Origin of the sequence: Burkholderia sp. BCC1985, assembly GCF_905339915.1 — a bacterium.
Taxonomy (GTDB): Bacteria; Pseudomonadota; Gammaproteobacteria; order Burkholderiales; family Burkholderiaceae; genus Burkholderia.
Genome location: NZ_CAJPGY010000001.1, coordinates 235,874 through 262,555, shown reverse-complemented (window position 1 = coordinate 262,555; position 26,682 = coordinate 235,874). Strand labels below are relative to the sequence as shown.

Sequence of the window (26,682 nt, the reverse complement as noted above, 5' to 3'; positions counted from 1 at the left end):
CCGTGCGTCTGAGCTCGATCAAACTCGCTGGCTTCAAATCCTTCGTCGATCCCACGCATTTCCAGGTTCCGGGCCAGCTTGTCGGCGTGGTGGGCCCGAACGGGTGCGGCAAGTCCAACATCATCGATGCCGTGCGCTGGGTGCTCGGCGAGTCGCGCGCGTCCGAGCTGCGCGGCGAGTCGATGCAGGACGTGATCTTCAACGGCTCGACCGCCCGCAAGCCCGGCAGCCGGGCCAGCGTCGAACTGATCTTCGACAATTCCGACGGCCGCGCGGCCGGGCAGTGGGGCCAGTACGGCGAGATCGCCGTGAAGCGCGTGCTGACGCGCGACGGCACGTCGAGCTACTACATCAACAACCTGCCGGCGCGTCGCCGCGACATCCAGGACATCTTCCTCGGCACGGGCCTCGGGCCGCGCGCGTACGCGATCATCGGGCAGGGCATGATCGCGCGGATCATCGAGGCGAAGCCGGAAGAGCTGCGCGTGTTCCTCGAGGAAGCCGCGGGCGTGTCGAAGTACAAGGAGCGCCGCCGCGAGACCGAGAACCGCCTGCACGACACGCGCGAGAACCTGACGCGCGTCGAGGACATCGTCCGCGAGCTCGGCGCGAACCTCGAGAAGCTCGAGGCGCAGGCCGTCGTCGCGACCAAGTACAAGGAACTCGTCGCCGACGGCGAGGAGAAGCAGCGCCTGTTGTGGCTGCTGCGCAAGAACGAGGCCGCCGGCGAGCAGCAGAAGCAGCAGCGCGCGATCGAGCAGGCGCAGATCGACCTCGAGGCGCAGACGGCGAAACTGCGCGAGGTCGAATCGCAGCTCGAGACGCTGCGGGTCGCGCATTACTCGGCGAGCGACGCGATGCAGGGCGCGCAGGGCGCGCTCTACGAGGCCAACGCCGAAGTGAGCCGCCTCGAGGCCGAGATCAAGTTCATCGTCGAATCGCGCAACCGCGTGCAGGCGCAGATCGCCGCGCTGAACGCGCAGCGCGAGCAGTGGCGCGCGCAGGCCGAGAAGGCGCAGGACGAGCTCGAGGAAGCCGAGGAAGCGCGCGCGATGGCCGACGAGAAGGCCGCGCTCGCCGAAGACAACGCGGCCGCGAAACACGACGCGCTGCCGGCGCTCGAGGCGAAATGGCGCGATGCGCAGGCGCAGCTCAACGACGAGCGCGCGCGGATCGCGCAGACCGAACAGTCGCTGAAGCTCGAGGCTGCGCACCAGCGCAATGCCGACCAGCAGCTCCAGCAGCTTCAGCAGCGCCACGAGCGCCTGAAGTCCGAGGCGGGCGGGCTCGACGCGCCCGACGAGGCGCAGCTCGAAGAACTGCGCATGCAGCTCGCCGAGCAGGAAGAAATCCTCGCCGAAGCCCAAGCGCGCCTCGCCGATGCGCAGGAAACGGTACCGCGCCTCGACGGCGAGCGCCGCGCGGCCCAGGAGCGCGTGCAGGCCGAAAGCGCGCAGATCCACCAGCTCGAGGCGCGGCTCGCCGCGCTCAAGCAGCTGCAGGAGAACGTGCAGACCGAAGGCAAGATCCAGCCGTGGCTGGACAAGCACGAGCTCGGCGCGCTGCCGCGTCTCTGGAAGAAGCTGCACGTCGAGGCCGGCTGGGAAGCGGCGCTCGAGGCCGTGCTGCGCGAGCGCCTCGCCGCGCTCGAAGTGTCGAATCTCGACTGGGTGAAGGCGTTCGCGACCGATGCGCCGCCCGCGAAGCTCGCGTTCTACGCGCCGCCCGTGGCCGGCGAGCCGCCGGCCGCCGCGGCCGGGCTGCGCCCGGTGCTGTCGCTCGTGCGCATCGACGATGCAGGCATCCGCGCGGTGCTGAACGACTGGCTCGGCAACGTGTACGTCGCCGACGACGTCGCGCAGGCACTCGCGACGCGCGCGCAACTGCCGGCCGGCGGCGCGTTCGTCGTGAAGGCCGGCCACATCGTCACGCGTGTCGGCGTGCAGTTGTACGCGGCCGATTCGGAGCAGGCCGGGATGCTGGCCCGCCAGCAGGAGATCGAGAACCTGACGCGCCAGGTGCGCGCGCAGGCGCTGCTCGCCGACGAGGCCCGCACGGCGGCGGTGCGCGCGGAAGCCGCACACACGCAGGCCACGCAGGCGCTCGGCGACGTGCGCGCGCAGGCCGAACGCGCGACCCAGCGCGTGCATGCATTGCAGATGGACGTGCTGAAGCTCGCCCAGGCGCATGAACGCTACACGCAGCGCAGCACGCAGATCCGCGAGGAACTCGAGGAGATCGGCGCGCAGATCGACGAGCAGCGCGCATTGCGCGCGGAATCGGAAGCGAACTTCGAGCGCTTCGACGGCGAACTCGCGGAGCTGCAGGCGCGCTTCGAGGACAACCAGCTCGCGTTCGAGGCGCTCGACGAATCGCTGACGCAGGCGCGCCAGGAAGCGCGCGACCTCGAGCGCGGCGCGAACGACGCGCGTTTCGCCGCGCGCAACGCGGTCACGCGCATCGACGAACTGAAGCGCAGCATCCAGGTCGCGCACGAGCAGAGCGAGCGCGTCGCCGCGTCGCTGGAAGACGCGCGCGCCGAACTCGAAACGATCAACGAGCAGACCGCGCACACGGGCCTGCAGGACGCGCTCGAAATTCGCGCGGTGAAGGAAGAGGCGCTGCAGGCGGCACGGATCGAACTCGACGACCTGACCGCGAAGCTGCGCGCGTCGGACGAGCAGCGTCTCGTCGCCGAGCGTTCGCTGCAGCCGCTGCGCGACCGCATCACCGAGCTGCAGCTGAAGGAGCAGGCCGCGCGCCTGTCCGTCGAGCAGTTTGCCGAGCAGCTCGCGGCGGCCGAGGTCGACGAGGAAGCGCTGCGCGAGAAGCTGACGCCGGACCTGAAACCGTCGTACCTGCAGGGCGAGGTCACGCGCCTGAACAACGCAATCAACGCGCTGGGTCCGGTCAACATGGCCGCGCTCGACGAGCTGAAGGCCGCGAGCGAGCGCAAGGTGTTCCTCGATGCGCAGTCGGCCGACCTGACCGACGCGATCACGACGCTCGAGGATGCGATCCACAAGATCGACCAGGAAACCCGCACGCTGCTGCAGGGTACCTTCGACGAGGTCAACCGTCACTTCAGCGACCTGTTCCCGCGCCTGTTCGGCGGCGGCCAGGCGAAGCTGATCATGACGGGCGACGAAATCCTCGATGCGGGCGTGCAGGTGATGGCGCAGCCGCCGGGCAAGAAGAACGCGACCATCCACCTGCTGTCGGGCGGCGAAAAGGCGCTGACCGCCACCGCACTGGTGTTCGCGATGTTCCAGTTGAACCCGGCGCCGTTCTGTCTGCTCGACGAGGTCGACGCGCCGCTCGACGACGCGAACACCGAGCGTTTCGCGAATCTCGTGCGCGCGATGTCCGACAAGACGCAGTTCCTCTTCATCTCGCACAACAAGATCGCGATGGAGATGGCGCAGCAACTGATCGGCGTGACGATGCAGGAGCAGGGCGTGTCGCGGATCGTCGCGGTGGACATGGAAACCGCCGCGGGTTTTGCCCAGAATTGACGTTTGAAGAAACCGGACCGCGTTCGCGCGGCGCATGGGCGCCCGTTCGCGGTTCCGACGAACAAGAATTGCTGATGGAGCGTGCATGGACGAGTTGACACTCGGTTTGATCGGCGCGGGCGCCGTCGTGGTGGGCGGCGTCGTGGTCTACAACGCGTGGCAGGGTGCGAAGGTGCGGCGCAGGATGCCGCGCCCGATGCCGGAAGAGGCGGTCGAGGCGATGAATCGCCCCGAGCGCGACGAAGAGCTGCCGTTCATCGAGCCGGTGCGCCAGCCCGCACGCCGCGAGCCCGCGGCGCCGGCACCGGCCGCCGCCGCCGCGAGCGCGCCGGTCGAAGCCGCGCGCGTCGAGCCGACCTTCGGCGGCGTGGCGCCTGCCGACACGCCGGCCGACCTGCAGGCCGAAGCCACCGGGGGCGACGCGCCGTCGGGGTCGACCGAGTCGGCCGAGCAGGCCGTCGACGATGCCGCCGCCGCCGCCGCGCAGGAAGCGCCGGCCGCCGCCGCATCGCACGAACCGGCCGAACCCGTGCTGCCGGCCGCCACGACGATTTCGTCGGCGCCGCCCGCGATCGTCGACCGCCGGATCGACTGCATCGTGCCGATTCGCCTCGGCGCGCCGCTGCCGGGCGACAAGATCCTGCCGGCCGCGCAGCGGCTGCGCCGCGCGGGCAGCAAGCCCGTGCATATCGAAGGCAAGCCGGAAGGCGGCCAATGGGAGCTGCTGCAGAACGGCGTGCGCTATGAAGAGCTGCGCGCGGCCGCGCAGCTCGCGAACCGCAGCGGCGCGCTGAACGAGCTCGAATTCTCCGAGTTCGTGACGGGCGTCCAGCAGTTCGCCGACACGATCGACGGCGCACCGGAATTCCCCGACATGATGGAGACGGTCGCGATGGCGCGCGAGCTCGACGGCTTTGCCGCGCAGTGCGACGCGCAGTTGTCGATCAACGTGATGTCGGACGGCGCGCCGTGGTCGGCGAACTACGTGCAGGCCGTCGCGTCCCAGGACGGGCTGCTGCTGTCGCGCGACGGCACGCGGTTCGTGAAGCTCGACGCGAAGCAGAACCCCGTGTTCATGCTGCAGTTCGGCGACACGAACTTCCTGCGCGACGACCTGACCTACAAGGGCGGCAACATGATCACGCTGGTGCTCGACGTGCCGGTCGCCGAAGAGGACATCCTGCCGTTCCGGCTGATGTGCGATTACGCGAAGTCGCTGTCCGAGCGGATCGGCGCGCGGGTCGTCGACGATTCGCGCCGGCCGCTGCCGGAATCGACGCTCGTCGCGATCGACCAGCAACTGATGAAGCTGTACGCGAAGCTCGAGGAAGCGGGCATCCCGGCCGGTTCGCCGGTCACGCGCCGTCTCTTCAGCCAGTAACGCGTTGCACGGGCGGCGGCCTGACGTGCCGTCGCCCGTCGGTCGCTGCTGCAGTGCACACACACCGCCTGGGTGCGCCGCAGCGGGCCTGCGCGGCATGCATCGCGCGCCCCCGTCGCGGCGTCATCGCGCGCCCCCGTCGCGGCGTCAAACTGAGATAATCGAACATCCGATTTTTCAGAACGAATCTGCCGCCAGCATGGCCCGAACCCAAGCCGAACCGCCAGCCAGCCAGCCCGACGCGCGTGCCGCGTGGCTGCGCGACCAACTCGAGCGGGCGAATTACGCCTATTACGTGCTCGACCAGCCGGACCTGCCCGACGCCGAATACGATCGGCTGTTCGGCGAGCTGCAGCAACTCGAAACCGATCATCCCGAACTCGTGACGCCCGATTCGCCGACGCAGCGCGTCGGCGGCGAAGTGGCGGGCGGTTTCACGCCGGTCGTCCACGACGCGCCGATGCTGTCGCTGAACAACGGTTTCGCCGACGAGGACATCGTCGCATTCGACAAGCGCGTCGCCGATGCGCTCGACAAGACGACCGATCTCGCCGGCTCGGTGACGGACCCGGTCGAATACGCGTGCGAGCTGAAGTTCGACGGGCTCGCGATCTCGCTGCGCTACGAGCAGGGCGTGTTCGTGCAGGCGTCGACGCGCGGCGACGGCACGACCGGCGAGGACGTGACCGAGAACGTCCGCACGATCCGCTCGATCCCGCTGAAGCTGAAGGGCAAGCATGTGCCGGCCGTGCTCGACGTGCGCGGCGAGGTGCTGATGTTCAAGCGTGATTTCGCACGCCTGAACGAACGCCAGCGCGCGGCCGAGCAGCGCGAATTCGCGAACCCGCGCAATGCGGCGGCCGGCAGCCTGCGCCAGCTCGACCCGAAGATCACCGCGCAGCGTCCGCTGTCGTTCTTCGCGTACGGGGTCGGCAGGCTCGACGGGATGCCGATGCCGGACACGCACAGCGCGCTGCTCGACTGGTACGAAACGCTCGGCCTGCCGGTGAACCGCGAACGCGCGGTCGTGCAGGGCGCCGATGGCCTGCTCGGCTTCTTCCGCAAGGTCGGCGAGAAGCGCGAGTCGCTGCCGTACGACATCGACGGCGTCGTCTACAAGGTGAACCGGCGCGACGAGCAGGACCGCCTCGGCTTCGTGTCGCGCGCGCCGCGCTTCGCGCTCGCGCACAAGTTTCCGGCGCAGGAAGCGCTGACGAAGCTGGTCGCGATCGACGTGCAGGTCGGCCGCACGGGCGCGATCACGCCGGTCGCGCGGCTCGAACCCGTGTTCGTCGGCGGCGCGACGGTGACCAACGCGACGCTGCACAACGAGGACGAAGTGCGCCGCAAGGACATCCGGATCGGCGATACCGTGATCGTGCGGCGCGCGGGCGACGTGATCCCCGAGGTCGTCGGTGCGTTGCTCGAGCGCCGGCCGGCGGACGCGGCCGAGTTCGTGATGCCGACCGAGTGCCCGGTGTGCGGCTCGAAGATCGAGCGCCTGCCGGACGAGGCGATCGCGCGCTGCACGGGCGGGCTGTTCTGCCCGGCGCAGCGCAAGCAGGCGCTGTGGCACTTCGCGCAGCGCCGCGCGCTCGACATCGACGGGCTCGGCGAGAAGATCATCGATCAGCTCGTCGAACTGAATCTCGTGCGCACGCCGGCCGACCTGTTCAATCTCGGTTTCGCGACGCTCGCTGAACTCGACCGGTTCGCCGAGAAGTCCGCGCAGAATCTGCTCGACTCGCTCGAGAAGGCGAAGCACACGACGCTCGCGCGCTTCATCTATGGGCTCGGGATCCGCCATGTCGGCGAATCCACCGCGAAGGATCTCGCGAAGCATTTCGGGTCGCTGACCCCGATCATGGACGCGTCGATCGAGGAACTGCTCGAAGTGAACGACGTCGGGCCGATCGTGGCCGAGTCGATTCACCAGTTCTTCGCGGAAGAGCACAACCGCACGGTGATCGAGCAATTGCGCGCGCCCGGCAAGGTCACCTGGCCCGAAGGCCCGCCCGCGCCGAAGGCGCCGCAGGGCGTGCTCGCCGGCAAGACGGTCGTGCTGACGGGCACGCTGCCGAACCTCACGCGCGACGCGGCGAAGGAGATGCTCGAAGCGGCCGGCGCGAAAGTCGCGGGCTCGGTATCGAAGAAGACGGATTATGTGGTCGCGGGCGCCGACGCCGGCAGCAAGCTCGCGAAGGCCGAGGAACTCGGCATCCCCGTGCTGGACGAAGACGGACTGCACCAACTCCTGGAGGGCAACACGCCATGATTCGCGAGATCCTGAAGATGGGCGATCCGCGCCTGCTCGAAGTCGCCAAGCCGGTCGAGCGGTTCGACACCCCCGAACTGCACGAGATCGTCGCGGACATGTTCGAGACGATGCATCACGCGAACGGCGCGGGGCTTGCCGCGCCGCAGATCGGCGTCGGGCTGCAGATCATCATCTTCGGCTTCGGCAGCAACAACCGTTATCCGGACGCGCCGCCGGTGCCCGAGACCGTGCTGATCAACCCGAAGCTCGAGTACATGCCGCCGGACATGGAAGAGGGCTGGGAAGGCTGTCTGTCGGTGCCGGGCATGCGCGGCGTCGTCAGCCGCTACGCGAAGGTGCGTTACAGCGGCTTCGACCAGTTCGGCGCGAAGCTCGACCGTGTCGCGGAAGGCTTCCATGCGCGGGTCGTCCAGCACGAATACGATCACCTGATCGGCAAGCTGTATCCGATGCGGATCACCGACTTCACGCGCTTCGGCTTCACCGAGGTGCTGTTCCCGGGGCTCGATCCGGCCGCCGACGACTGACCTTGATGCGGCTGCGCGCGCCGCGTTGCGTGTGGTTTCGTACCGGATATGAAAAAGCCCGCTTGCGCGGGCTTGTTTCATGGTGCGGCACGCAGCGCGTGCCCGCTGTCAGAACGACTCGTCGGCCGACAGGTAGCGCCATTGCCCCTGCGGCAGCGCGCCGAGCATCACGCGGCCCATCCGCACGCGCTTCAGGCCGATCACTTCGAGACCGACCAGTTCGCACATGCGGCGGATCTGGCGCTTCTTGCCTTCACGCAGCACGAAACGCAGCTGTTCGCCGTTCTGCCAGCTGACCATCGCCGGCTTCAGCGGGACGCCGTCGAGTTCGAGGCCGTGGCGCAGCTTCGCGAGCGATTCCGCGGGGAAGTGCTGGTCGATGTCGATCAGCCGTTCGCCGAAGCGCACGCGCACCAGATACTCCTTGTCGATGTCCGACTGCTCGCCGATCAGCTGCTTGGCGATCACGCCATTCTGCGTCAGTACGAGCAGGCCGGTGGAGTCGATGTCGAGCCGGCCGGCCGGCGCGAGCGCGTGCAGGTGCTGCGGCGAGAAGCGCAGCGGCGAGCGGTCGCCGCTCCACTGGTTGGCGCGCGTGATCAGCACCGATGCCGGCTCATAGCCGTCTTCCGCCTGACCCGACACGTAGCCGACCGGCTTGTGCAACAGGATCGTCACCTGCGCGGCCTGCGCGGCGCTCGCGCGCTCGTCGATCTCGATCTTCTGGTCCGGGCGGACCTTGGTGCCGAGCGTGTCGATGCGTTCGCCGTCGACGAGCACCCAGCCCTTTTCGATCCACTCGTCGGCTTCGCGGCGCGAGCACAGGCCGAGTTCGGACATGCGCTTCGACAGGCGCATCAGGCCGGTTTCGTCGCCGTGGTCGACTTCGGCCGCCGCGCGCTTGACCGGTTGCGCGGTCTTGACCGCACCGAACGAGCGGCGTTCGCCGTCGCGTGCGGGGCGCGCCGGGCGGTCGCCGAAGCTGCGCTTCGCGCCTTCGCCGGATGCCTTGTCGCGATAGGACGGGCGTTTGCCTTCATCGGCGCCTGCGCGGCGCGGGCGGGCGTCGTCATCACGACGCGGCGGGCGATCGGACGACGTGCGACGGTCGCCGAAGCTGCGTTTTGCGCCTTCGCCGGATGCGTTGTCGCGATAGGGCGCACGTGCGCCGCCTTCGCCACCCGCGCGACGCGGACGTGCATCGTCGTCGCGACGCGGCGGGCGATCCGACGACGTGCGACGGTCGCCGAAACTGCGTTTTGCGCCTTCGCCGGATGCGTTGTCGCGATAGGGCGCACGCGGGCCGCCTTCGCCACCCGCACGACGCGGACGTGCATCGTCGTCACGACGGGGCGGACGATCTGACGACGTGCGGCGGTCGCCGAAACTGCGCTTCGCCCCTTCGCCGGATGCATTGTCGCGATACGGCGCACGTGCGCCACCTTCGCCACCCGCGCGACGCGGACGTGCATCGTCGTCACGACGGGGCGGGCGATCCGACGACGTGCGACGGTCGCCGAAGCTGCGTTTTGCGCCTTCGCCGGATGCGTTGTCGCGATAGGGCGCACGCGGGCCGCCTTCGCCACCCGCGCGACGCGGACGTGCATCGTCGTCACGGCGCGGCGGACGATCCGACGACGTGCGACGGTCGCCGAAACTGCGTTTTGCGCCTTCGCCGAACGCGTTGTCACGATACGGCGCACGTGCGCCGCCTTCGCCACCCGCGCGACGCGGACGTGCATCGTCATCGCGACGCGGCGGGCGATCCGACGACGTGCGACGGTCGCCGAAGCTGCGCTTCGCCCCTTCGCCGGCTGCGTTGTCGCGATACGGCGCGCGCGTGCCGCGTTCGGCACCGCCCTCACGCGGCGCACGCTTGGCCGGTGCGCGATCCGCGCCCGGGCGCTCGGCGCCTGCCGCGCCGCGCGGCTTGAACGAGCGTTCGCCGGCGGCGGCCGGCGCGGCCTTCTTCGGGCGCGCCGGCTTGTCGCCTGCGGGTAGCGTGGCGGGGCGCACCGCCTTGCGGGCGACGAGGCTGCCGGAGCGGACAGGGGCGCGGGTCGGCGACGCCGGCTTCGGATTCTTGACGGTTAATTTGGTGCGCATAAACGCTGGGATTCATTCAGACTGCGATCGCGCGCAGCAATTCGGTTTCGAGCTGGATCTGCAGGCGGTTGTCGGACAGGCCGGCACCGTCGAGCAGGAAGATGTCCTCGACGCGTTCGCCGAGCGTATTGATCCGCGCCGCGTGGACGCCGACCTGATGCTCGGCCAGGACGCGCGCGATCGAATAGAGAAGGCCCGGCCGGTCGTTGGCGGACACGGACAGGATGTAGTACTGGCCGCGCTCGTCGGCCCGGAGGTCGACGCGCGGCGTGATCGGAAACGTCCGCGACAACCGCGACAGGCGGCCCTTGGACGGCTCCGGCAGCGACGCGGTTTCGGCAAGGCGCGCCGCGAGTTGCTGTTCGACGAGATTCGCGATGTCGCGGTAGCGCACGTCGCGTTCGGTCTGCGTGACGATGAAGTTGTCGAGCGCATAGCCGTGCCGCGTCGTGCTGACACGCGCATCGAGCACCGACAGCCCGTTGCGGTCGAAGTACGCGCAGATGCCCGCGAACAGGTCGGGGCGGTCCTTCACGTACACGAGCACCTGCAGCGCGTCGCCGATCGGCGACGGCCGCGCGCGCACGATCGCGGTCTCGGCGTTCACGTGCCGGTACAGCACGCGCGTCTGCCATGCGATGTCGGCCGCGTCGTGACGCAGGAAGAAGCCGACGTCGAGCTGGTCCCACAGCGCGCGGTGCGCGTCGTCGGGCACGGTCTCGAGGCGCAGCAGCGCGAGCGCCTGCTCTTGCCGCGACTTCAGTTCCGAATGCGCGTCGGGGTTCGCTCCGCCGAGCACCGCGAGCGTGATGCGGTACAGGTCCTCGAGCAGCTTGCCCTTCCACGTGTTCCACACCTTCGGGCTCGTGCCGCGGATATCGGCGACGGTCAGCAGGTAGAGCGCGGTGAGGTAGCGCTCGTTGCCGACGACTTCGGCGAAGCGCTTGATGACTTCCGGGTCGCTCGTGTCCTGCTTCTGCGCGACCTGGCTCATCGTCAGGTGATGCTGGACGAGCCACACGATCAGCGACGCGTCGTCGCCGGTGATCCCGTGCTCGCGGCAGAAGCGCCGCGCGTCGGCCATCCCGAGCGTCGAGTGGTCGCCGCCGCGGCCTTTCGCGATGTCGTGGAACAGCGCCGCGACGTACAGCACCCACGGGCGCTCGAAGTTGCCGATCAGCTGGCTGCAGAACGGGTACTCGTGCGCATGCTCGGCCACCGCGAAGCGGCGGATGTTGCGCAACACCATCAGGATGTGCTGGTCGACCGTGTACACGTGGTACAGGTCGTGCTGCATCTGGCCGACGATGCGGCGGAAATTCAGCAGGTAGCGGCCGAGCACGCTCGTCTGGTTCATCAGCCGGAACGCATGCGTGATGCCTTCGGGCTGCTGCAGGATCTGCATGAACGTGCGGCGGTTCTGCGGATCGCGCCGCCACGTGTGGTTCATGATCTCGCGCGAGTTGTAGAGCGCGCGCAGCGTGCGGGCGGACAGGCCCTTCACGCCGCGGGTTGCCTCGTACAGCAGGAACGCCTCGAGGATCGCGTCGGGATGGCGTTCGAACACGCCGTCGTCGACGATCTCGAGCATGCCCTGCTTCTCGACGAAGCGATCGGGCGACAGCACACGCGTGATGCCGCTCGTCGCGGGGAACAGCTGCGCCTCGATGTTCTGGATCAGGATCGTCGCCAGCTGCGTGACTGCTTTCGCGGCCCAGTAGTAGCGGCGCATCAGCTGCTCGCTCGCGCGCTTGGCCTGCGTCGGCCGGTAACCGAAGCTCTCGGCGGCCTGCGTCTGCAGGTCGAACACGAGCATGTCCTGGCGGCGCCCGGCGATCACGTGCAGCCGCGCGCGCAGCGTCTTCAGGAATCCTTCGTTGCGGCGCAGCTCGCGCGCTTCGCGATCGGTGATGAGGCCGCGCGTGTCGAGCTCGCGCCAGCTGCTGCCGAAGCCGGCCGCGCGCGCGATCCACAGGATCGTCTGCAGGTCGCGCAGCCCGCCGGGGCTCTCCTTCACGTTCGGCTCGAGGCTGTACGGCGTGTCCTGGAACTTCGCGTGGCGCTGGCGCATCTCGAGCACCTTCGCGGTGAAGAAGGCGCGCGCGTCGAGCGCCTCGTGATACCGCACGGTGAAGCGCTCGAACAGCGCGGTGCTGCCGACGATGCGGCGCGCCTCGAGCAGCGAGGTCTGCACGGTGACGTCCTGCGACGCCTCCTCGATGCATTGCTCGACCGTGCGCACGCTGCTGCCGATCTCGAGGCCGAGATCCCACGCCATCCCGATGAAGCGCTCGATCCGCGCGTCGAGCGCCGGGTCGTGCGCATCGGGCAGCAGCACCAGGATGTCGACGTCGGAGTGGGGCGCGAGCTCGCCGCGCCCGTAACCGCCGACGGCGACGAGCGCGAGCGTCGCGGGCAGCCCGCAGTCGTCCCACACGCGCTTGAGCGCATCGTCGGTGAGTCTCGACAGCGCGTGCATCAGCGATGTGACGTTCGTCGCGCTGCGAAAGCGCTCGAGCAGGTCGGCCTTGGCGGCCTTGAATTCGGCGCGCCGCGACAGCGCTGCGGGCGAGGGGGCGGCGTGAGCGCTCATGGGCGGCCGTTCAGGTCAGCGGGTGAGGGGTGGGCGGGGCGGGCGCGACGGCGCTCAGACTGCGGCGGCCGGTTGCGCGAACACCGGGCGTGCCGGCGTGCCGGCGGACACGGTCAGCACCTCGTAGCCCGTTTCGGTGACGAGCACCGTGTGCTCCCATTGCGCGGACAGGCTGCGATCGCGCGTCTTGACCGTCCACTGGTCGGGCATCGTGCGGATGTCGCGCTTGCCGGCGTTGATCATCGGCTCGATCGTGAAGATCATCCCGGCCTTCAGCTCGATGCCGGTGCCCGGGCGGCCGTAGTGGACGACCTGCGGATCCTCGTGGAACACCGTGCCGATGCCGTGGCCGCAGTATTCGCGCACGACGCTGTAGCCCTGCGCTTCGGCATGCTTCTGGATCGCGTAGCCGATGTCGCCGAGGTGCGCGCCGGGCTTGACCTGGTCGATGCCGAGCCACATGCACTCGTAGGTGGTCTGCACGAGGCGCTTCGCGAGGATCGAGCCTTCGCCGACGATGAACATCCGGCTGGTGTCACCGAAGTAGCCGTTCTTGATCACGGTGATGTCGATGTTCAGCGCGTCGCCGTTCTTGATCACCTTCTCGCCGGGAATGCCGTGGCAGATCACGTCGTTGACCGAGATGCAGGTGGCCTTCGGGTACGGCGGATAGCCGGGCGGCTGGTAGTTCAGCGGCGCGGGGATCGTGCCCTGCTCGTTGAGCATGAATTCGTGACAGAGCCGGTCGAGTTCGGCGGTCGTGATGCCCGCGACGACGTGCGGCGTGATGAAGTCGAGCACTTCGCTCGCGAGACGGCAGGCGACGCGCATCTCGGCGATGTCGTGTTCGTTTTTGAGCGTAATAGCCATCGAGGTATGCCTGGAATGCGGTGAATTGACGGATTATCGCACCTTATGGCGGGCCTCGCAGCCCCTGCCGGCGGTGCCGGTGCGGGTTTTCGCGGATTGTCCGGCCGGCTGCCGCGCGGCAAGCGAAAGTGGCGGGCGACTTGAGAGCCGACAAATCGGCGTGCTATACTCTTTGGCTAAGTCGACATCCAAATGCCGAACATGCCCTGATGTGGGGCGGTATCGCGACGGCATCGGGATGAAAGGCTTGCGGCACGGGCAGTTTCGCACGTGCCGAATCGCAAGCCGGCGCAACCAGGGTGCCGGCCGCGCGGAACGCGCGGCGGTACGGCAGCCGGCTTAAGACCCAACCCTCGTGGAGAATTTACATGGCAGTCACGATGCGCCAAATGCTGGAAGCGGGTGTCCACTTCGGTCACCAGACGCGCTTCTGGAACCCGAAGATGGCTCCGTTCATTTTCGGTCACCGCAACAAGATTCACATCATCAACCTCGAAAAGACGCTGCCGATGTTCACGGACGCACAGAAGTACGTGCGCCAGCTGGCAGCGAACCGCGGCACGATCCTGTTCGTCGGCACGAAGCGCCAGTCGCGTGACACGATCGCCCAGGAAGCGCAACGTGCGGGCATGCCGTACGTCAACGCACGCTGGCTCGGCGGCATGATGACCAACTTCAAGACGCTGAAGGTATCGATCAAGCGCCTGAAGGACATGGAAGCGGCAGTCGAGGCGGGCGAGCTCGAGAAGATGAGCAAGAAGGAAGCGCTGCTGTTCGAACGCGAAATCGCGAAGCTGCAGAAGTCGATCGGCGGCGTGAAGGACATGGGCGGCATTCCGGACGCAATCTTCGTCGTCGACGTCGGCTACCACAAGATCGCCGTCACGGAAGCGAACAAGCTGGGCGTGCCGGTCATCGCCGTGGTCGACACGAACCACTCGCCGGAAGGTGTGGACTACGTGATCCCGGGCAACGACGACTCGAGCAAGGCAGTCGCGCTGTACGCTGAAGGCGTGGCCGACGCGATCCTGGAAGGCCGTGCGAACGCGGTCAACGAAGTGGTCCAGGCAGCGCGTGGCGACGACGAGTACGTCGAGGAAAACGCGTAACTGGCCCCGAGCCGGCGCAAAAAGGGGGCTCTCAACAGGCCCCCTTTTTTTAAGCTTGTGCGCCGGACCTGATCGCGCCGAATCGGCGCGGGTCCGGAAACGATTTTCGGCCGTTCGCGTCCAAGCGGGCGGCGTTGTGAATACAGACTCAAGGAGCGAATGATGGCGGCAATTACCGCAAGCATGGTGGCAGAACTGCGCGCAAAGACCGACGCACCGATGATGGAGTGCAAGAAGGCGCTGACGGAAGCCGACGGCGACCTGGCCAAGGCTGAAGAGCTGCTGCGCGTCAAGCTCGGCAACAAGGCGAGCAAGGCGGCATCGCGCGTGACGGCAGAAGGCGTCGTCGCATCGTTCGTCGGCGGCAACGCGGGCGCGCTGGTCGAGCTGAACTGCGAAACCGACTTCGTCGCGAAGAACGACGACTTCCTCGCATTCTCGAAGACGGTCGCAGAACTCGTCGCGACGCAAAACCCGGCCGACGTGGCAGCGCTGTCGGCACTGTCGCTCGACGGTTCGACGGTCGACGCAGTCCGCCTGGCCCTGATCGGCAAGATCGGCGAGAACGTCTCGATCCGCCGTTTCGTCCGTTTCGAAACCGCGAACAAGATCGCAACGTACCTGCACGGCGCGCGTATCGGCGTGATCGTCGAGTACACGGGTGCGGAAGAGCAGGTCGGCAAGGACGTCGCGATGCACATCGCCGCGATGAAGCCGGTCGCCCTGTCGTCGGCCGACGTGCCGGCGGAACTGATCGAGACGGAACGCCGCGTCGCCGAGCAGAAGGCTGCCGAATCGGGCAAGCCGGCTGAAATCGTCGCGAAGATGGTCGACGGCAGCGTCCAGAAGTACCTGAAGGAAGTGTCGCTGCTGAACCAGACGTTCGTGAAGAACGACAAGCAGACGATCGAGCAGATGCTGAAGGCAGCGAACGCGACCGTGCAGAAGTTCGCGCTGTTCGTCGTCGGCGAAGGCATCGAGAAGCGCCAGGACGACTTCGCCGCCGAAGTGGCCGCGCAAGTCGCAGCAGCAAAGCAGCAGTAAGCAGTCAGGCAGTATCCGCGGCGGACGTCCGCTCCGCCGCGGCCGGCGGCGCCGCCGGCCGGCCGGGAAACCCGGTCCGGTCGCCGGCGCTTGCCCGAATCAGTATTTCGCCCCTACAGTTCGTGGTTGTCATCCTCTCGTCGCTCGGAAGCCCCTATGTCCAATGCCTATAAACGCGTCCTCCTCAAACTCTCCGGCGAAGCGCTGATGGGCGACGATGCCTTCGGCATCAATCGCGCGACGATCGAACGGATGGTGGCGGATATCGCCGAAGTCGTGGGTCTCGGTACGCAACTCGCGGTCGTGATCGGCGGCGGTAACATTTTCCGCGGTGTCGCGGGCGGTGCGGCCGGCATGGACCGCGCGACGGCCGACTACATGGGGATGCTGGCGACGATGATGAACGCGCTGGCGCTGCAGGACGCGATGCGCCATGCCGGCATCGTCGCGCGCGTGCAGTCCGCGCTGCGCATGGATCAGGTCGTCGAGCCGTACATCCGGCCGCGCGCGATCCGCCAGCTCGAGGAAGGCAAGGTCGTGATCTTCGCGGCCGGCACGGGCAACCCGTTCTTCACGACGGACACGGCCGCCGCGCTGCGCGGTTCGGAAGTGGGCGCCGAGGTCGTTTTGAAGGCGACCAAGGTCGATGGCGTATATTCTGCCGATCCGAAGAAGGATCCGTCGGCCACGCGCTACACGACGATCAGCTTCGACGAGGCGATCAGCCGCAATCTGCAGGTGATGGACGCGACGGCCTTCGCGCTGTGCCGCGACCAGAAGCTGCCGATCCGCGTGTTTTCGATCAACAAGCCGGGCGCGCTCAAGCGCATCGTGCTGGGCGAGGACGAAGGTACGCTCGTCCACGTGTAAACTCCCGCGGATGCGGGCAAGCGGCGCGGGTCGCCGGCCGTGGTGCGTGGCGCACCGGGCGCGGCCCGCGTTCATTGAAGGTTGGAAGGTTCGGAGGTTGAAATGAGTGTCGCTGATGTCAAGAAGGGCGTAGAGCAGAAGATGCAGCGCTCGATCGAAGCGTTCAAGAACGATCTGGCGAAGATCCGTACGGGCCGTGCGCATACCGGTCTGCTCGATCACGTGCAGGTCGACTACTACGGTTCGATGGTGCCGATCTCGCAGGTTGCGAACCTGACGCTCGTCGACGCACGCACGATCGGCGTGCAGCCGTGGGAAAAGAACATGGTCGCGAAGGTCGAGAAGGCCATCCGCGAAGCCGATCTGGGCCTGAACCCGGCCACGGCCGGCGACCTGATTCGCGTGCCGATGCCCGCGCTGACGGAAGAGCGCCGCCGCGAGCTGACCAAGGTGGTCAAGAGCGAAGGCGAAACGGCCAAGGTCGCGATCCGCAACCTGCGCCGCGACGCGAACGAAGCGCTCAAGAAGCTCGTTAAGGACAAGGAAATCTCGGAAGACGACGAGCGCCGTGCGAGCGACGACGTGCAGAAGCTGACCGACAAGCACGTCGCCGAAGTCGACAAGCTCGTGCAGAGCAAGGAAGCCGAGATCATGACGGTCTGACGACCGTCCTCGCGCGCCGCCTTCTTCCCGCAACTGTCTCAACGGCCATGACCTATACCAGCTCTACCGTTCGCGTGCCTGACGTCGGCGCCGTGCCGCGTCATATCGCGATCATCATGGACGGCAACGGCCGTTGGGCGACCGAACGCCGCTTGCCGCGCGTCGCGGGGCACACTCGCGGCGTCGACGCCGTGCGGTCGGTGGTCGAAGGCTGCGCGCGCGCCGGCGTCGAATACCTGACGCTGTTCGCGTTCAGTTCGGAGAACTGGCGCCGGCCGAACGACGAAGTGTCGTTCCTGATGCGGCTGTTCATCACCGCGCTCGAGCGCGAGATCGGCAAGCTGCATGCGAACGGGATCCGCCTGCGCGTCGTGGGTGATCTTGAGCGTTTCGAGCCGCGTATCCGCGAACTGATCCGCCGCGCCGAAACCAAGACGGCGCGCAACACCCGCCTGACCCTGACGATCGCCGCGAACTACGGCGGCCGCTGGGACATCCTGCAGGCGACGAAGAAACTCGTCGAGCAGGCCGTGCGCGAGGGCCGCGAGGTCGAGGTGACCGAAGACGCGTTCGCGCCGCACCTGGCGATGGCCTATGCGCCGGAGCCCGATCTCTTCATCCGCACCGGCGGCGAGCAGCGCGTCAGCAATTTCCTGCTGTGGCAGCTCGCGTACGCCGAATTCTATTTCACCGACAAATACTGGCCGGATTTCGACGGCGCGGCGCTGGCCGACGCGATCGCGTCGTATACCGAGCGCGAGCGCCGTTTCGGGCGCACCAGCGCGCAGCTCGAACCGCAATCGCAGAACGCCGATTCCCTTTCATGCTGAAGACCCGTGTGATCACGGCGGTCGTGATGCTGGCCGTGTTGCTGCCGGTGACGCTGTTCGCGCCGCTCGCGGCCTTCGGCGCGCTGATCGGCGTCGTGCTCGTGTTCGCCGCGTGGGAATGGGCGCGCCTGCTGAAGCTCGGCGCGGCCGGTTCGGTCGTTTATGCGATCGTCGCCGCGCTGGCGCTCGCGGCGACCGCGCCGCTCGGCGTCGAGGCCGCTTCGTCCCGTCCCCTTTTCATGGCGGCCGGCGTGTTCTGGCTGCTGGTCGGCCCGTTCTCGCTGCGGCGCAAGCCGGAGCTCGCGGGCGGCGTGTGGCGGCCGTTCCTGCTCGCGGCCGGGCTCGTGGTGTTCGCGGCCTGCTGGCACGCGGTCGTCGCGGCGCGTGCGCAGGGCGTTCCGTTCGTGCTCTCGCTGCTGCTCGTCGTGTGGCTGGCCGATATTGGTGCATATTTCGCGGGCAAGGCCTTCGGAAAGCGTAAACTGGCCGTTACGATCAGTCCCGGGAAGAGCTGGGAAGGCGCGATCGGCGGCTGGCTCGCCGTGATGGTCGTCGCGGGAGCCGCGATGGCCGCGCACTGGTTCGAGCCGACCCTGTTTTCCGCATTCGCGACGCGCTACGGGATGCCCGGCGCGTGGGCCGCGCTGACGCTGCTGGTTGCGTACAGCGTGATCGGCGACCTGTTCGAGTCGCTGCTCAAGCGTCAGGCGGGCGTGAAGGATTCGAGCGGCCTGCTGCCCGGTCACGGCGGCGTGCTCGACCGCGTCGACGCGCTGCTGCCGGTGCTGCCGCTCGCAATGCTGCTGCTTGGTTAAACCACTATTTCTGTTATGCAAAAACGTCTGACACTGCTCGGTTCCACGGGCTCGATCGGAGACAGCACGCTCGACGTGGTCGCCCGCCATCCCGAGCGTTTCTCGGTCTATGCGTTGACCGCGCACCGCAATGGCGACAAGCTCGTCGAGCAGTGCCTGCGCTTCGCACCCGAAGTCGCGGTGGTCGGCGATGCGAACACGGCAGCGCACGTCGAGGCGAAGCTGCGCGCGGCGGGCAACAAGACCACGGTGCTGTACGGGCCGCAGGCGCTCGTCGACGTGTCGAACAGCGACGGCTGCGACACGGTCGTCGCGGCGATCGTCGGCGCGGCCGGCCTCGCGCCGAGCCTGGCGGCCGCGCGCGCCGGCAAGCGCATCCTGCTCGCGAACAAGGAATCGCTCGTGATGTCGGGCGCGATCTTCATGGACGCCGTGCGCGACCATGGCGCGATCCTGCTGCCGGTCGACAGCGAACACAACGCGATCTTCCAGTGCATGCCGCGCGACGCGAACGAGCACGGCGGGATCTCGAAGATCATCCTGACCGCGTCGGGCGGCCCGTTCCGTACGCGCGAGCCGGCCACGCTCGTCGACGTGACGCCCGACGAGGCCTGCAAGCATCCGAACTGGGTGATGGGCCGCAAGATTTCCGTCGATTCCGCGACGATGATGAACAAGGGCCTCGAAGTGATCGAGGCGCACTGGATCTTCGGCCTGCCGGGCGACCGGATCGACGTGCTGATCCACCCGCAGAGCGTGATCCATTCGCTCGTGTCGTACCGCGACGGCTCGGTGCTCGCGCAGCTCGGCAACCCCGACATGCGTACGCCGATCGCGCACGCGCTGGCGTTCCCGGAGCGCGTCGACGCCGGTGTCGAGCAGCTCGACCTCGCGCAGATCGCCCAGCTGTCGTTCGAGAAGCCCGACTACACGCGCTTCCCGTGCCTCGCGCTCGCGCTGAAGGCGCTCGAGGAGGGCGGCATCGCGAGCGCCGCGTTGAACGCGGCGAACGAAATCGCGGTCGAAGCGTTTCTCGAGCGCCGGATCGGCTTCATGGCGATCGCGGCGACGGTCGACGCGGTGCTCAACGCACTGCCGAACCGCAACCCGAACGGGCTCGACGACGTCCTTGCGGCGGATGCCGAGGCACGCCGCCTCGCCGCCGAGATCATTGCGAAAGCGCCTGCGCCACGCGTGGAGCGCACTGTCTGAATGAGGTGCTCATGAACGTGCTGGTCGAACTGATCGCGTTTGCGGTGGCGATCGGGGTGCTGGTCGTCGTGCATGAGTACGGACATTATCGCGTCGCGCGCTGGTGCGGCGTGAAGGTGCTGCGTTTCTCGATCGGCTTCGGCCAGCCCGTCGCGCGCTGGGTCAGCCGCAAGACGGGCACCGAATGGACGCTCTCCGCGCTGCCGCTCGGCGGCTACGTGAAGATGCTCGACGAGCGCGAGCCGGGGGCGGGCGTCAAACCCGAGGAGCTCGGCCAGGCGTTCAACCGGCAATCGGTGTTCAAGCGCATCGCGATCGTCGCCGCCGGCCCGATCGCGAACTTCCTGTTGGCAATCGTCCTGTTTTCCGCCGTATTCGCAACCGGCGTGACCGAGCCGGCCGCGGTGCTCGCGCCGCCGGCCGCCGGCACGGCGGCGGCCCGCGCGGGCTTCGACGGCAGCGAGACGATCGTGTCCATTCGCGACGCACAGGGCGGCGACGCCGTGCCGGTGCGCTCGTGGTCGGACCTGCGCTGGAAGCTGCTGGCCGCCGCGTTCGATCATCGCGAGGTCGTGCTCGGCGCGCGCGACGGAGGCGCGGCGACGTTCGACTTCCGCGTCGACCTGCGCAATGTTCCCGAAAGCGCGCTCGACGACGATTTCATGATGCACCTGGGCTTCGAGACCGGCGGCGGCGCGCTGTCGGTGGCGTCGGTGCAGCCCGGCAGCGCGGCCGAGCAGGCGGGCCTGAAGGCCGGCGACAAGCTGCTCGCGCTCGACGGCAAGCCCATCGGCGGCGCCACGCGCTTCATCGACGCGGTGAAGCACCATGCGGGCCAGGCGGTCGAACTGCAGATCGAGCGTGGCGGTGCCTCCCGGACAGTGTCGATCGTGCCGAAGGCGCAGCGCGACGACGAAACGGGACAGCAGGTCGGCCGCATCGGCGCGGCGCTGTCGATGCACACGCCGTCGGTCGACGTGCGCTACGGGCCGATCGAGAGTCTGCGGCTCGGCGCGCACCGCACGTGGGACATCGCCGTCTACTCGCTGAGGATGTTCGGGCGGATGATCACGGGCGATGCGTCGCTGAAGAACCTGTCCGGCCCGGTGACGATTGCGGACTACGCGGGCAAGAGCGCGCGGCTCGGTCCGTCGGCCTTCCTGTCGTTCCTCGCCCTTGTCAGCATTAGCCTCGGGGTGCTGAACTTGCTGCCGATTCCCGTTTTGGACGGGGGGCATCTGTTATATTATCTGGTTGAAGCCGCGACCGGGAAAGCCGTATCGGAGCGCTGGCAGCTGATTCTGCAAAGAGCCGGGTTGATCTGCATCGTCGCGTTGTCGGCGATCGCGCTGTTCAACGACCTGGCTCGGTTAATCCATTTCTGAAGCGTCAGGCGGCGGCCAGTCGGCCGCCGCCTGATTTGATGCAGCTAAATATTGGGGATGCACGTTGTTCAAACCTCATCGCTTTGTACCTAAGACAGTTGCAGCGGCCGCGCTCGCCGCGCACGGCCTCGCGGCGCATGCAGCGGCACCGTTCGTGGTGCAAGACATCAAGATCGAGGGGTTGCAGCGCGTCGAAGCCGGTTCGGTGTTCGCCTACCTGCCGATCAAGCAGGGCGATACCTTCACCGACGACAAGGCATCCGAAGCAATCCGCGCGCTGTACGCGACGGGCTTCTTCAACGACGTGCGCATCGCCACCCAGGGCAACGTCGTGATCGTGCAGGTGCAGGAGCGTCCGGCCATCGCGTCGATCGACTTCACCGGCACGAAGGAATTCGACAAGGACAATCTGACGAAGGCGCTGCGCGCGGTGGGTCTGGCCGACGGCCGCTACTACGACAAGGCGCTCGTCGACAAGGCGGAGCAGGAGCTCAAGCGTCAGTACCTGACGCGCGGCTTCTATGCGGCCGAGGTCAAGACGACGATCACGCCGGTCGACGCGAACCGCGTGTCGATCCTGTTCGCGGTCGCCGAAGGCCCGAGCGCGAAGATCCGCCAGATCAACTTCATCGGCAACAAGGCGTTCAGCACCAGCACGCTGCGCGACGAAATGCAGCTGTCGACGCCGAACTGGTTCTCCTGGTACACGAAGAACGACCTGTACTCGAAGGAAAAGCTCACGGGCGACCTCGAGGCCGTGCGCTCGTACTACCTGAACCGCGGCTACCTCGAGTTCAACATCGAATCGACCCAGGTGTCGATCTCGCCCGACAAGAAGGACATGTACCTGACGGTCACGCTGCACGAAGGCGAGCCGTACACGGTGTCGGGCATCAAGCTGTCGGGCAACCTGCTCGATCGCGAAGCCGAACTGAACAAGCTGATCAAGATCAAGCCGGGCGATCGCTTCTCGGCCGAAAAGCTGCAGCAAACGACGAAGTCGATCGTCGACAAGCTCGGTGAATACGGCTACGCATTCGCGACCGTCAACGCGCAGCCGGACATCGACCAGGCGAACCACAAGGTGAACCTGAACCTCGTCGTCGATCCGAGCCGCCGCGTGTACGTGCGCCGCATCAACGTGGTCGGCAACACGCGCACGCGCGACGAAGTCGTGCGCCGCGAAATGCGCCAGCTCGAAAGCTCGTGGTTCGATTCGAACCGCCTCGCGCTGTCGAAGGACCGCGTGAACCGTCTCGGCTATTTCACCAACGTCGACGTGACGACGGTGCCGGTCGAAGGCACGAACGACCAGGTCGACGTGAACGTGAAGGTCGACGAAAAGCCGACCGGCGCGATCACGCTGGGCGCGGGCTTCTCGTCGACGGACAAGGTGGTGCTGTCGGCCGGCGTGTCGCAGGACAACGTGTTCGGCTCGGGCACGAGCCTGTCGGTGAACGTCAACACCGCGAAGAGCTACCGCACGCTGACCGTCACGCAGGTCGACCCGTACTTCACGGTCGACGGCATCAAGCGGATCACCGACGTCTACTACCGCACGTACCAGCCGCTTTACTACTCGACAAGTTCGAGCTTCCGGATCATCAGCGCGGGCGGCAACCTGAAGTTCGGCATTCCGTTCTCGGAAGTCGACACCGTCTACTTCGGCGCGGGCTTCGAGCAGAACCGTCTCGACGTCGACTCGAACACGCCGCAGAGCTACCAGGATTACGTGAACGAGTTCGGCCGCGTGTCGAACACGGTGCCGCTGACGGTGGCATGGTCGCGCGACGCGCGTGACAGCGCGCTGATCCCGAGCCGCGGCTACTTCACGCAGGCGAACGTCGAATACGGCGTGCCGGTCGGCAAGATCCAGTACTACAAGGCCGACCTGCAGGCGCAGTACTACTATTCGTTCTCGCGCGGCTTCATCCTGGGCCTGAACCTGCAAGGCGGCTACGGTAACGGCATCGGCAACCCGTACCCGATCTTCAAGAACTACTACGCGGGCGGTATCGGCTCCGTGCGTGGCTACGAGCCGAGCTCGCTGGGCCCGCGCGACACGAAGACGAACGACCCGATCGGCGGTTCGAAGATGGTGGTCGGCAACATCGAGCTGACGTTCCCGCTGCCGGGCACCGGCTACGACCGCACGCTGCGCGTGTTCACGTTCCTCGACGGCGGTAACGTGTGGGGCAACGCGCCGGGCGGCACGAGTACCGGCGCGAACGGCCTGCGTTACGGCTACGGTGTGGGTCTCGCGTGGATCTCGCCGATCGGCCCGCTGAAGCTGAGCCTCGGCTTCCCGCTGCAGAAGCACGAAGGCGACCAGTACCAGAAATTCCAGTTCCAGATCGGGACGGCGTTCTGATCGAACGCATGACAACAGTAACGAGAGGGTAATTTTGCTAACCGGTAAGTTTTCGAAACGAGTGATGTGTGCGCTGACCGTTGCGCTGGCCTTGGGCGCGGCGACGGCGCATGCTCAGGACGTCGCCCGCATCGCGGCGGTCAATTCGGATCGGATCCTGCGCGAGTCGGCGCCCGCCAAGGCGGCGCAGACGAAGCTCGAAGCCGAGTTCGCGAAGCGCGACAAGGATCTGCAGGACCTCGCGGCGCGCCTGAAGTCGATGTCCGATTCGCTGGACAAGAACGGTGCGTCGCTGTCGGCGGCCGATCGCGCGCAGAAGCAGCGCGATCTCGCGCAGCTCGACACCGACTTCCAGCGCAAGCAGCGCGAGTTTCGCGAAGACCTGAACCAGCGCCGCAACGAGGAGCTCGCGGCCGTGCTAGAGCGTGCGAACAAGGTCATCAAGCAGATCGCCGAGCAGCAGAATTACGACCTGATCGTGCAGGAAGCCGTGTACGTCAGCCCGCGCATCGACATCACCGACAAGGTGCTCAAGGCGCTCGCGTCCGGCTCGACGAACTGAACGGAGCAGACGACGAATGGCATTGACGCTTGAGGCACTCGTAAAGCGGTTCGGCGGCGAGATCGCCGGCGACGCCCAGTGCAAGGTGGGCGGCCTCGCGCCGCTCGACCAGGCAGGCCCTCAGCAACTCGCGTTTCTCGCGAACCCGAAGTACCTGTCGCAGGTCGAGACGACCCGCGCCGGCGCGGTGCTGATCGCGCCGAAGGATCTCGAAAAGCTGGGCGCGGCCGCTGACGGCCGCAATTTCATCGTGACGCCGAATCCGTACGCGTACTTCGCGCGCGTCGCGCAGATGTTCATCGATCTCGCCACGCCGCCGCGCGCGGCCGGCGTGCATCCGAGCGCGACGATCGATCCGGCCGCGCAGGTCGCCGCGAGCGCGGTGATCGGCCCGCACGTGACGGTCGAGGCCGGCGCGGTGATCGAAGACGACGTGCAGCTCGACGCGAACGTGTTCGTCGGCCGCGGCACGACGATCGGCGCCGGCTCGCACCTGTATCCGAACGCGTCGGTGTACCACGGCTGCAAGATCGGCCCGCGCGCGATCATCCACGCGGGTGCCGTGATCGGTTCCGACGGGTTCGGCTTCGCGCCGGATTTCGTCGGCGACGGCGACGCGCGCACCGGCAGCTGGGTCAAGATCCCGCAGGTCGGCGGCGTGTCGATCGGCCCGGACGTCGAGATCGGCGCGAACACGACGATCGACCGCGGCGCGATGGCGGACACCGTCATCGAAGAATGCGTGAAGATCGACAACCAGGTCCAGATCGCGCACAACTGCCGGATCGGCGCCTACACGGTGATCGCCGGCAAGGCGGGCATCGCGGGCAGCACGACGATCGGCCGCCACTGCATGATCGGCGGCGCGGCGGGGATCGCCGGCCACGTGACGCTTGGCGACTATGTCATCATCACGGCGAATTCGGGCGTGTCGAAGTCGCTGCCGAAGGCCGGCATCTATACGAGCGCGTTCCCGGCCGTCGACCACGGCGAATGGAACCGGAGCGCCGCGCTCGTGCGCAACCTCGACAAGCTGCGCGACCGCATCAAGGCGCTCGAATCCGCGCTGGCCGCCCAGGGCGGCACGCACGCCTGACCGACACCATGCGAGACCACGAACCGGGCACGGCCAGCGCATCCGGCCCGGTTTGCCAGACTGGGCCGCACGGCGGCCCGCTTCAGCCTTTGCATCACCACCGCGCAGCCTCTGCGTGAGACGAACCATCATGAGCACTGAAAAAATCAATCTCGACATCCACAAGATCCTCACGCTGCTGCCGCATCGCTATCCGATTCTGCTCGTCGATCGCGTGCTCGAACTCGAGCCGCACAAGGGGATCAAAGCGCTGAAGAACGTGTCGATCAACGAGCCGTTCTTCCAGGGGCACTTCCCGAAGCGGCCGGTGATGCCGGGTGTGCTGATCCTCGAGGCGCTCGCTCAGGCGGCCGCGCTGCTGACGTTCTCGGAAGAGCAGCCGAAGGATCCGGAAAACACGCTGTACTACTTCGTCGGGATCGACGGCGCGCGCTTCAAGCGCGTGGTCGAACCGGGCGACCAGCTGATTCTGAACGTGACGTTCGAACGTTACATCCGCGGCATCTGGAAGTTCAAGGCAGTGGCGGAAGTGGACGGCAAGGTGGCGGCGGAAGCCGAACTGATGTGCACGGTCAAGACGGCCGACGCGGCGCCCTGAGCGACGCGGCACGCATGGGTAACGTAACGCGGGCAACGCGACACATCACATCGAGAGGCAACGGCGCATGACCAGGATTCATCCTACCGCGATCGTCGAACCGGGCGCACAGATCGACGAGTCCGTCGAGATCGGGCCGTACGCGATCGTCGGGCCGCACGTCACGATCGGCGCGCGTACGACGATCGGCTCGCACAGCGTGATCGAAGGTCACACGACGCTCGGCGAGGACAACCGCATCGGCCATTACGCGTCGGTGGGCGGCCGTCCGCAGGACATGAAGTACAAGGACGAGCCGACGAAGCTCGTGATCGGCAACCGCAACACGATCCGCGAATTCACGACGATCCACACCGGCACCGTGCAGGACGTCGGCGTGACGACGCTCGGCGACGACAACTGGATCATGGCCTATGTGCACATCGGCCATGACTGCCGCGTCGGCAACAACGTGATCCTGTCGAGCAACGCGCAGATGGCCGGTCACGTCGAGATCGGCGACTTTGCGATCGTCGGCGGGATGTCGGGCGTGCACCAGTTCGTGCGCATCGGCGCGCACTCGATGCTGGGCGGCGCCTCGGCGCTCGTGCAGGACGTGCCGCCGTTCGTGATCGCGGCCGGCAACAAGGCCGAGCCGCACGGCATCAACGTCGAAGGCCTGCGCCGGCGCGGTTTCTCGCCCGACGCGATCTCGGCGCTGCGCAGCGCGTACCGCCTGCTGTACAAGAACGGCCTGTCGCTCGAGGAAGCGAAGGTGCAGTTGCGCGAGCTGGCGGCCGCGGGCGGCGAAGGCGACGCAGCGGTCACCGCGCTCGTCGAGTTCATCGACGCGTCCCAACGCGGCATCATCCGCTAAG

Annotated in this window: 20 protein-coding genes; 17 read left to right on the top strand and 3 right to left on the bottom strand. The window is 67.3% G+C overall.

What is annotated here, in order from left to right; all coding sequences use genetic code 11:
* Positions 1 to 2 precede the first annotated feature (2 nt).
* From smc to def, 4 genes are all read left to right on the top strand, one after another.
* Positions 3 to 3,515: a chromosome segregation protein SMC gene (gene smc, locus U4Z31_RS01205; RefSeq protein ID WP_044847936.1), complete on the top strand. Its 3,513-nt coding sequence runs from the start codon at positions 3 to 5 to the stop codon at positions 3,513 to 3,515.
* A gap of 85 nt (positions 3,516 to 3,600) precedes the next feature.
* Positions 3,601 to 4,896, top strand: coding sequence for a cell division protein ZipA C-terminal FtsZ-binding domain-containing protein (locus tag U4Z31_RS01200; protein ID WP_321809231.1), 1,296 nt, complete (start codon positions 3,601 to 3,603; stop codon positions 4,894 to 4,896).
* 199 nt (positions 4,897 to 5,095) lie between these two features.
* Positions 5,096 to 7,171, top strand: a complete 2,076-nt coding sequence (gene ligA, locus U4Z31_RS01195; RefSeq protein WP_321809230.1) for an NAD-dependent DNA ligase LigA — start codon at positions 5,096 to 5,098, stop codon at positions 7,169 to 7,171.
* The gene (gene def, locus U4Z31_RS01190) at positions 7,168 to 7,701 is read left to right on the top strand and encodes a peptide deformylase (protein WP_044847933.1); all 534 of its coding nucleotides are present in this window, start codon (positions 7,168 to 7,170) and stop codon (positions 7,699 to 7,701) included. The genes ligA and def overlap by 4 nt, the downstream gene beginning before the upstream one ends.
* A 108-nt stretch (positions 7,702 to 7,809) precedes the next feature.
* Here def and U4Z31_RS01185 read toward each other — a convergent pair whose 3' ends face one another.
* Genes U4Z31_RS01185 through map form a run of 3 tightly spaced genes read right to left on the bottom strand, consistent with a single transcriptional unit; the run spans position 7,810 to position 13,270 of the window.
* The gene (locus U4Z31_RS01185; protein ID WP_321809229.1) at positions 7,810 to 9,807 is read right to left on the bottom strand and encodes a pseudouridine synthase; all 1,998 of its coding nucleotides are present in this window, start codon (positions 9,805 to 9,807) and stop codon (positions 7,810 to 7,812) included.
* Positions 9,808 to 9,823: 16 nt separating this feature from the next.
* Positions 9,824 to 12,400, bottom strand: coding sequence for a [protein-PII] uridylyltransferase (locus U4Z31_RS01180; protein WP_044843776.1), 2,577 nt, complete (start codon positions 12,398 to 12,400; stop codon positions 9,824 to 9,826).
* A gap of 54 nt (positions 12,401 to 12,454) precedes the next feature.
* Complete coding sequence (gene map, locus U4Z31_RS01175) at positions 12,455 to 13,270, bottom strand: type I methionyl aminopeptidase (protein ID WP_021159103.1); 816 nt, start codon at positions 13,268 to 13,270, stop codon at positions 12,455 to 12,457.
* A gap of 368 nt (positions 13,271 to 13,638) precedes the next feature.
* Between map and rpsB the strand changes: the two genes are divergently transcribed.
* From rpsB to lpxA, 13 genes are all read left to right on the top strand, one after another.
* A complete protein-coding gene (gene rpsB / locus U4Z31_RS01170; protein ID WP_006483818.1) occupies positions 13,639 to 14,379 on the top strand; it encodes a 30S ribosomal protein S2 in 741 nt (246 codons plus the stop codon).
* Between the two features lie 162 nt (positions 14,380 to 14,541).
* Positions 14,542 to 15,423 (top strand): translation elongation factor Ts, encoded by an 882-nt coding sequence (gene tsf, locus U4Z31_RS01165; RefSeq protein ID WP_321809228.1) that lies wholly within the window; start codon positions 14,542 to 14,544, stop codon positions 15,421 to 15,423.
* 156 nt (positions 15,424 to 15,579) lie between these two features.
* Positions 15,580 to 16,293 carry a UMP kinase gene (gene pyrH, locus U4Z31_RS01160; protein WP_011885142.1) on the top strand — a complete coding sequence of 238 codons (714 nt, stop codon included), beginning with the start codon at positions 15,580 to 15,582 and terminating at the stop codon, positions 16,291 to 16,293.
* A 102-nt stretch (positions 16,294 to 16,395) separates the two neighbouring features.
* Positions 16,396 to 16,956 (top strand): ribosome recycling factor, encoded by a 561-nt coding sequence (gene frr / locus U4Z31_RS01155; RefSeq protein WP_006752152.1) that lies wholly within the window; start codon positions 16,396 to 16,398, stop codon positions 16,954 to 16,956.
* 47 nt (positions 16,957 to 17,003) lie between these two features.
* Entirely contained in the window at positions 17,004 to 17,786 is a 783-nt protein-coding gene (uppS, locus tag U4Z31_RS01150) for a polyprenyl diphosphate synthase (RefSeq protein ID WP_044843774.1), read from the top strand.
* Positions 17,780 to 18,601 (top strand): phosphatidate cytidylyltransferase, encoded by an 822-nt coding sequence (locus tag U4Z31_RS01145; RefSeq protein ID WP_124486187.1) that lies wholly within the window; start codon positions 17,780 to 17,782, stop codon positions 18,599 to 18,601. The genes uppS and U4Z31_RS01145 overlap by 7 nt, the downstream gene beginning before the upstream one ends.
* Positions 18,602 to 18,616: 15 nt before the next feature.
* Positions 18,617 to 19,813: a 1-deoxy-D-xylulose-5-phosphate reductoisomerase gene (locus tag U4Z31_RS01140; RefSeq protein WP_044843772.1), complete on the top strand. Its 1,197-nt coding sequence runs from the start codon at positions 18,617 to 18,619 to the stop codon at positions 19,811 to 19,813.
* An 11-nt stretch (positions 19,814 to 19,824) separates the two neighbouring features.
* Positions 19,825 to 21,198: an RIP metalloprotease RseP gene (gene rseP / locus U4Z31_RS01135; protein WP_321809227.1), complete on the top strand. Its 1,374-nt coding sequence runs from the start codon at positions 19,825 to 19,827 to the stop codon at positions 21,196 to 21,198.
* 64 nt (positions 21,199 to 21,262) lie between these two features.
* Positions 21,263 to 23,569, top strand: coding sequence for an outer membrane protein assembly factor BamA (gene bamA / locus U4Z31_RS01130; protein WP_044843770.1), 2,307 nt, complete (start codon positions 21,263 to 21,265; stop codon positions 23,567 to 23,569).
* Between the two features lie 64 nt (positions 23,570 to 23,633).
* Positions 23,634 to 24,131 carry an OmpH family outer membrane protein gene (locus U4Z31_RS01125; protein ID WP_040144479.1) on the top strand — a complete coding sequence of 166 codons (498 nt, stop codon included), beginning with the start codon at positions 23,634 to 23,636 and terminating at the stop codon, positions 24,129 to 24,131.
* A 16-nt stretch (positions 24,132 to 24,147) separates the two neighbouring features.
* Positions 24,148 to 25,227, top strand: coding sequence for a UDP-3-O-(3-hydroxymyristoyl)glucosamine N-acyltransferase (lpxD, locus tag U4Z31_RS01120; protein ID WP_321809226.1), 1,080 nt, complete (start codon positions 24,148 to 24,150; stop codon positions 25,225 to 25,227).
* 130 nt (positions 25,228 to 25,357) lie between these two features.
* Positions 25,358 to 25,825 (top strand): 3-hydroxyacyl-ACP dehydratase FabZ, encoded by a 468-nt coding sequence (gene fabZ, locus U4Z31_RS01115; protein WP_006402657.1) that lies wholly within the window; start codon positions 25,358 to 25,360, stop codon positions 25,823 to 25,825.
* 67 nt (positions 25,826 to 25,892) lie between these two features.
* Positions 25,893 to 26,681 (top strand): acyl-ACP--UDP-N-acetylglucosamine O-acyltransferase, encoded by a 789-nt coding sequence (gene lpxA, locus U4Z31_RS01110; RefSeq protein WP_044843768.1) that lies wholly within the window; start codon positions 25,893 to 25,895, stop codon positions 26,679 to 26,681.
* Position 26,682: the final 1 nt, after the last annotated feature.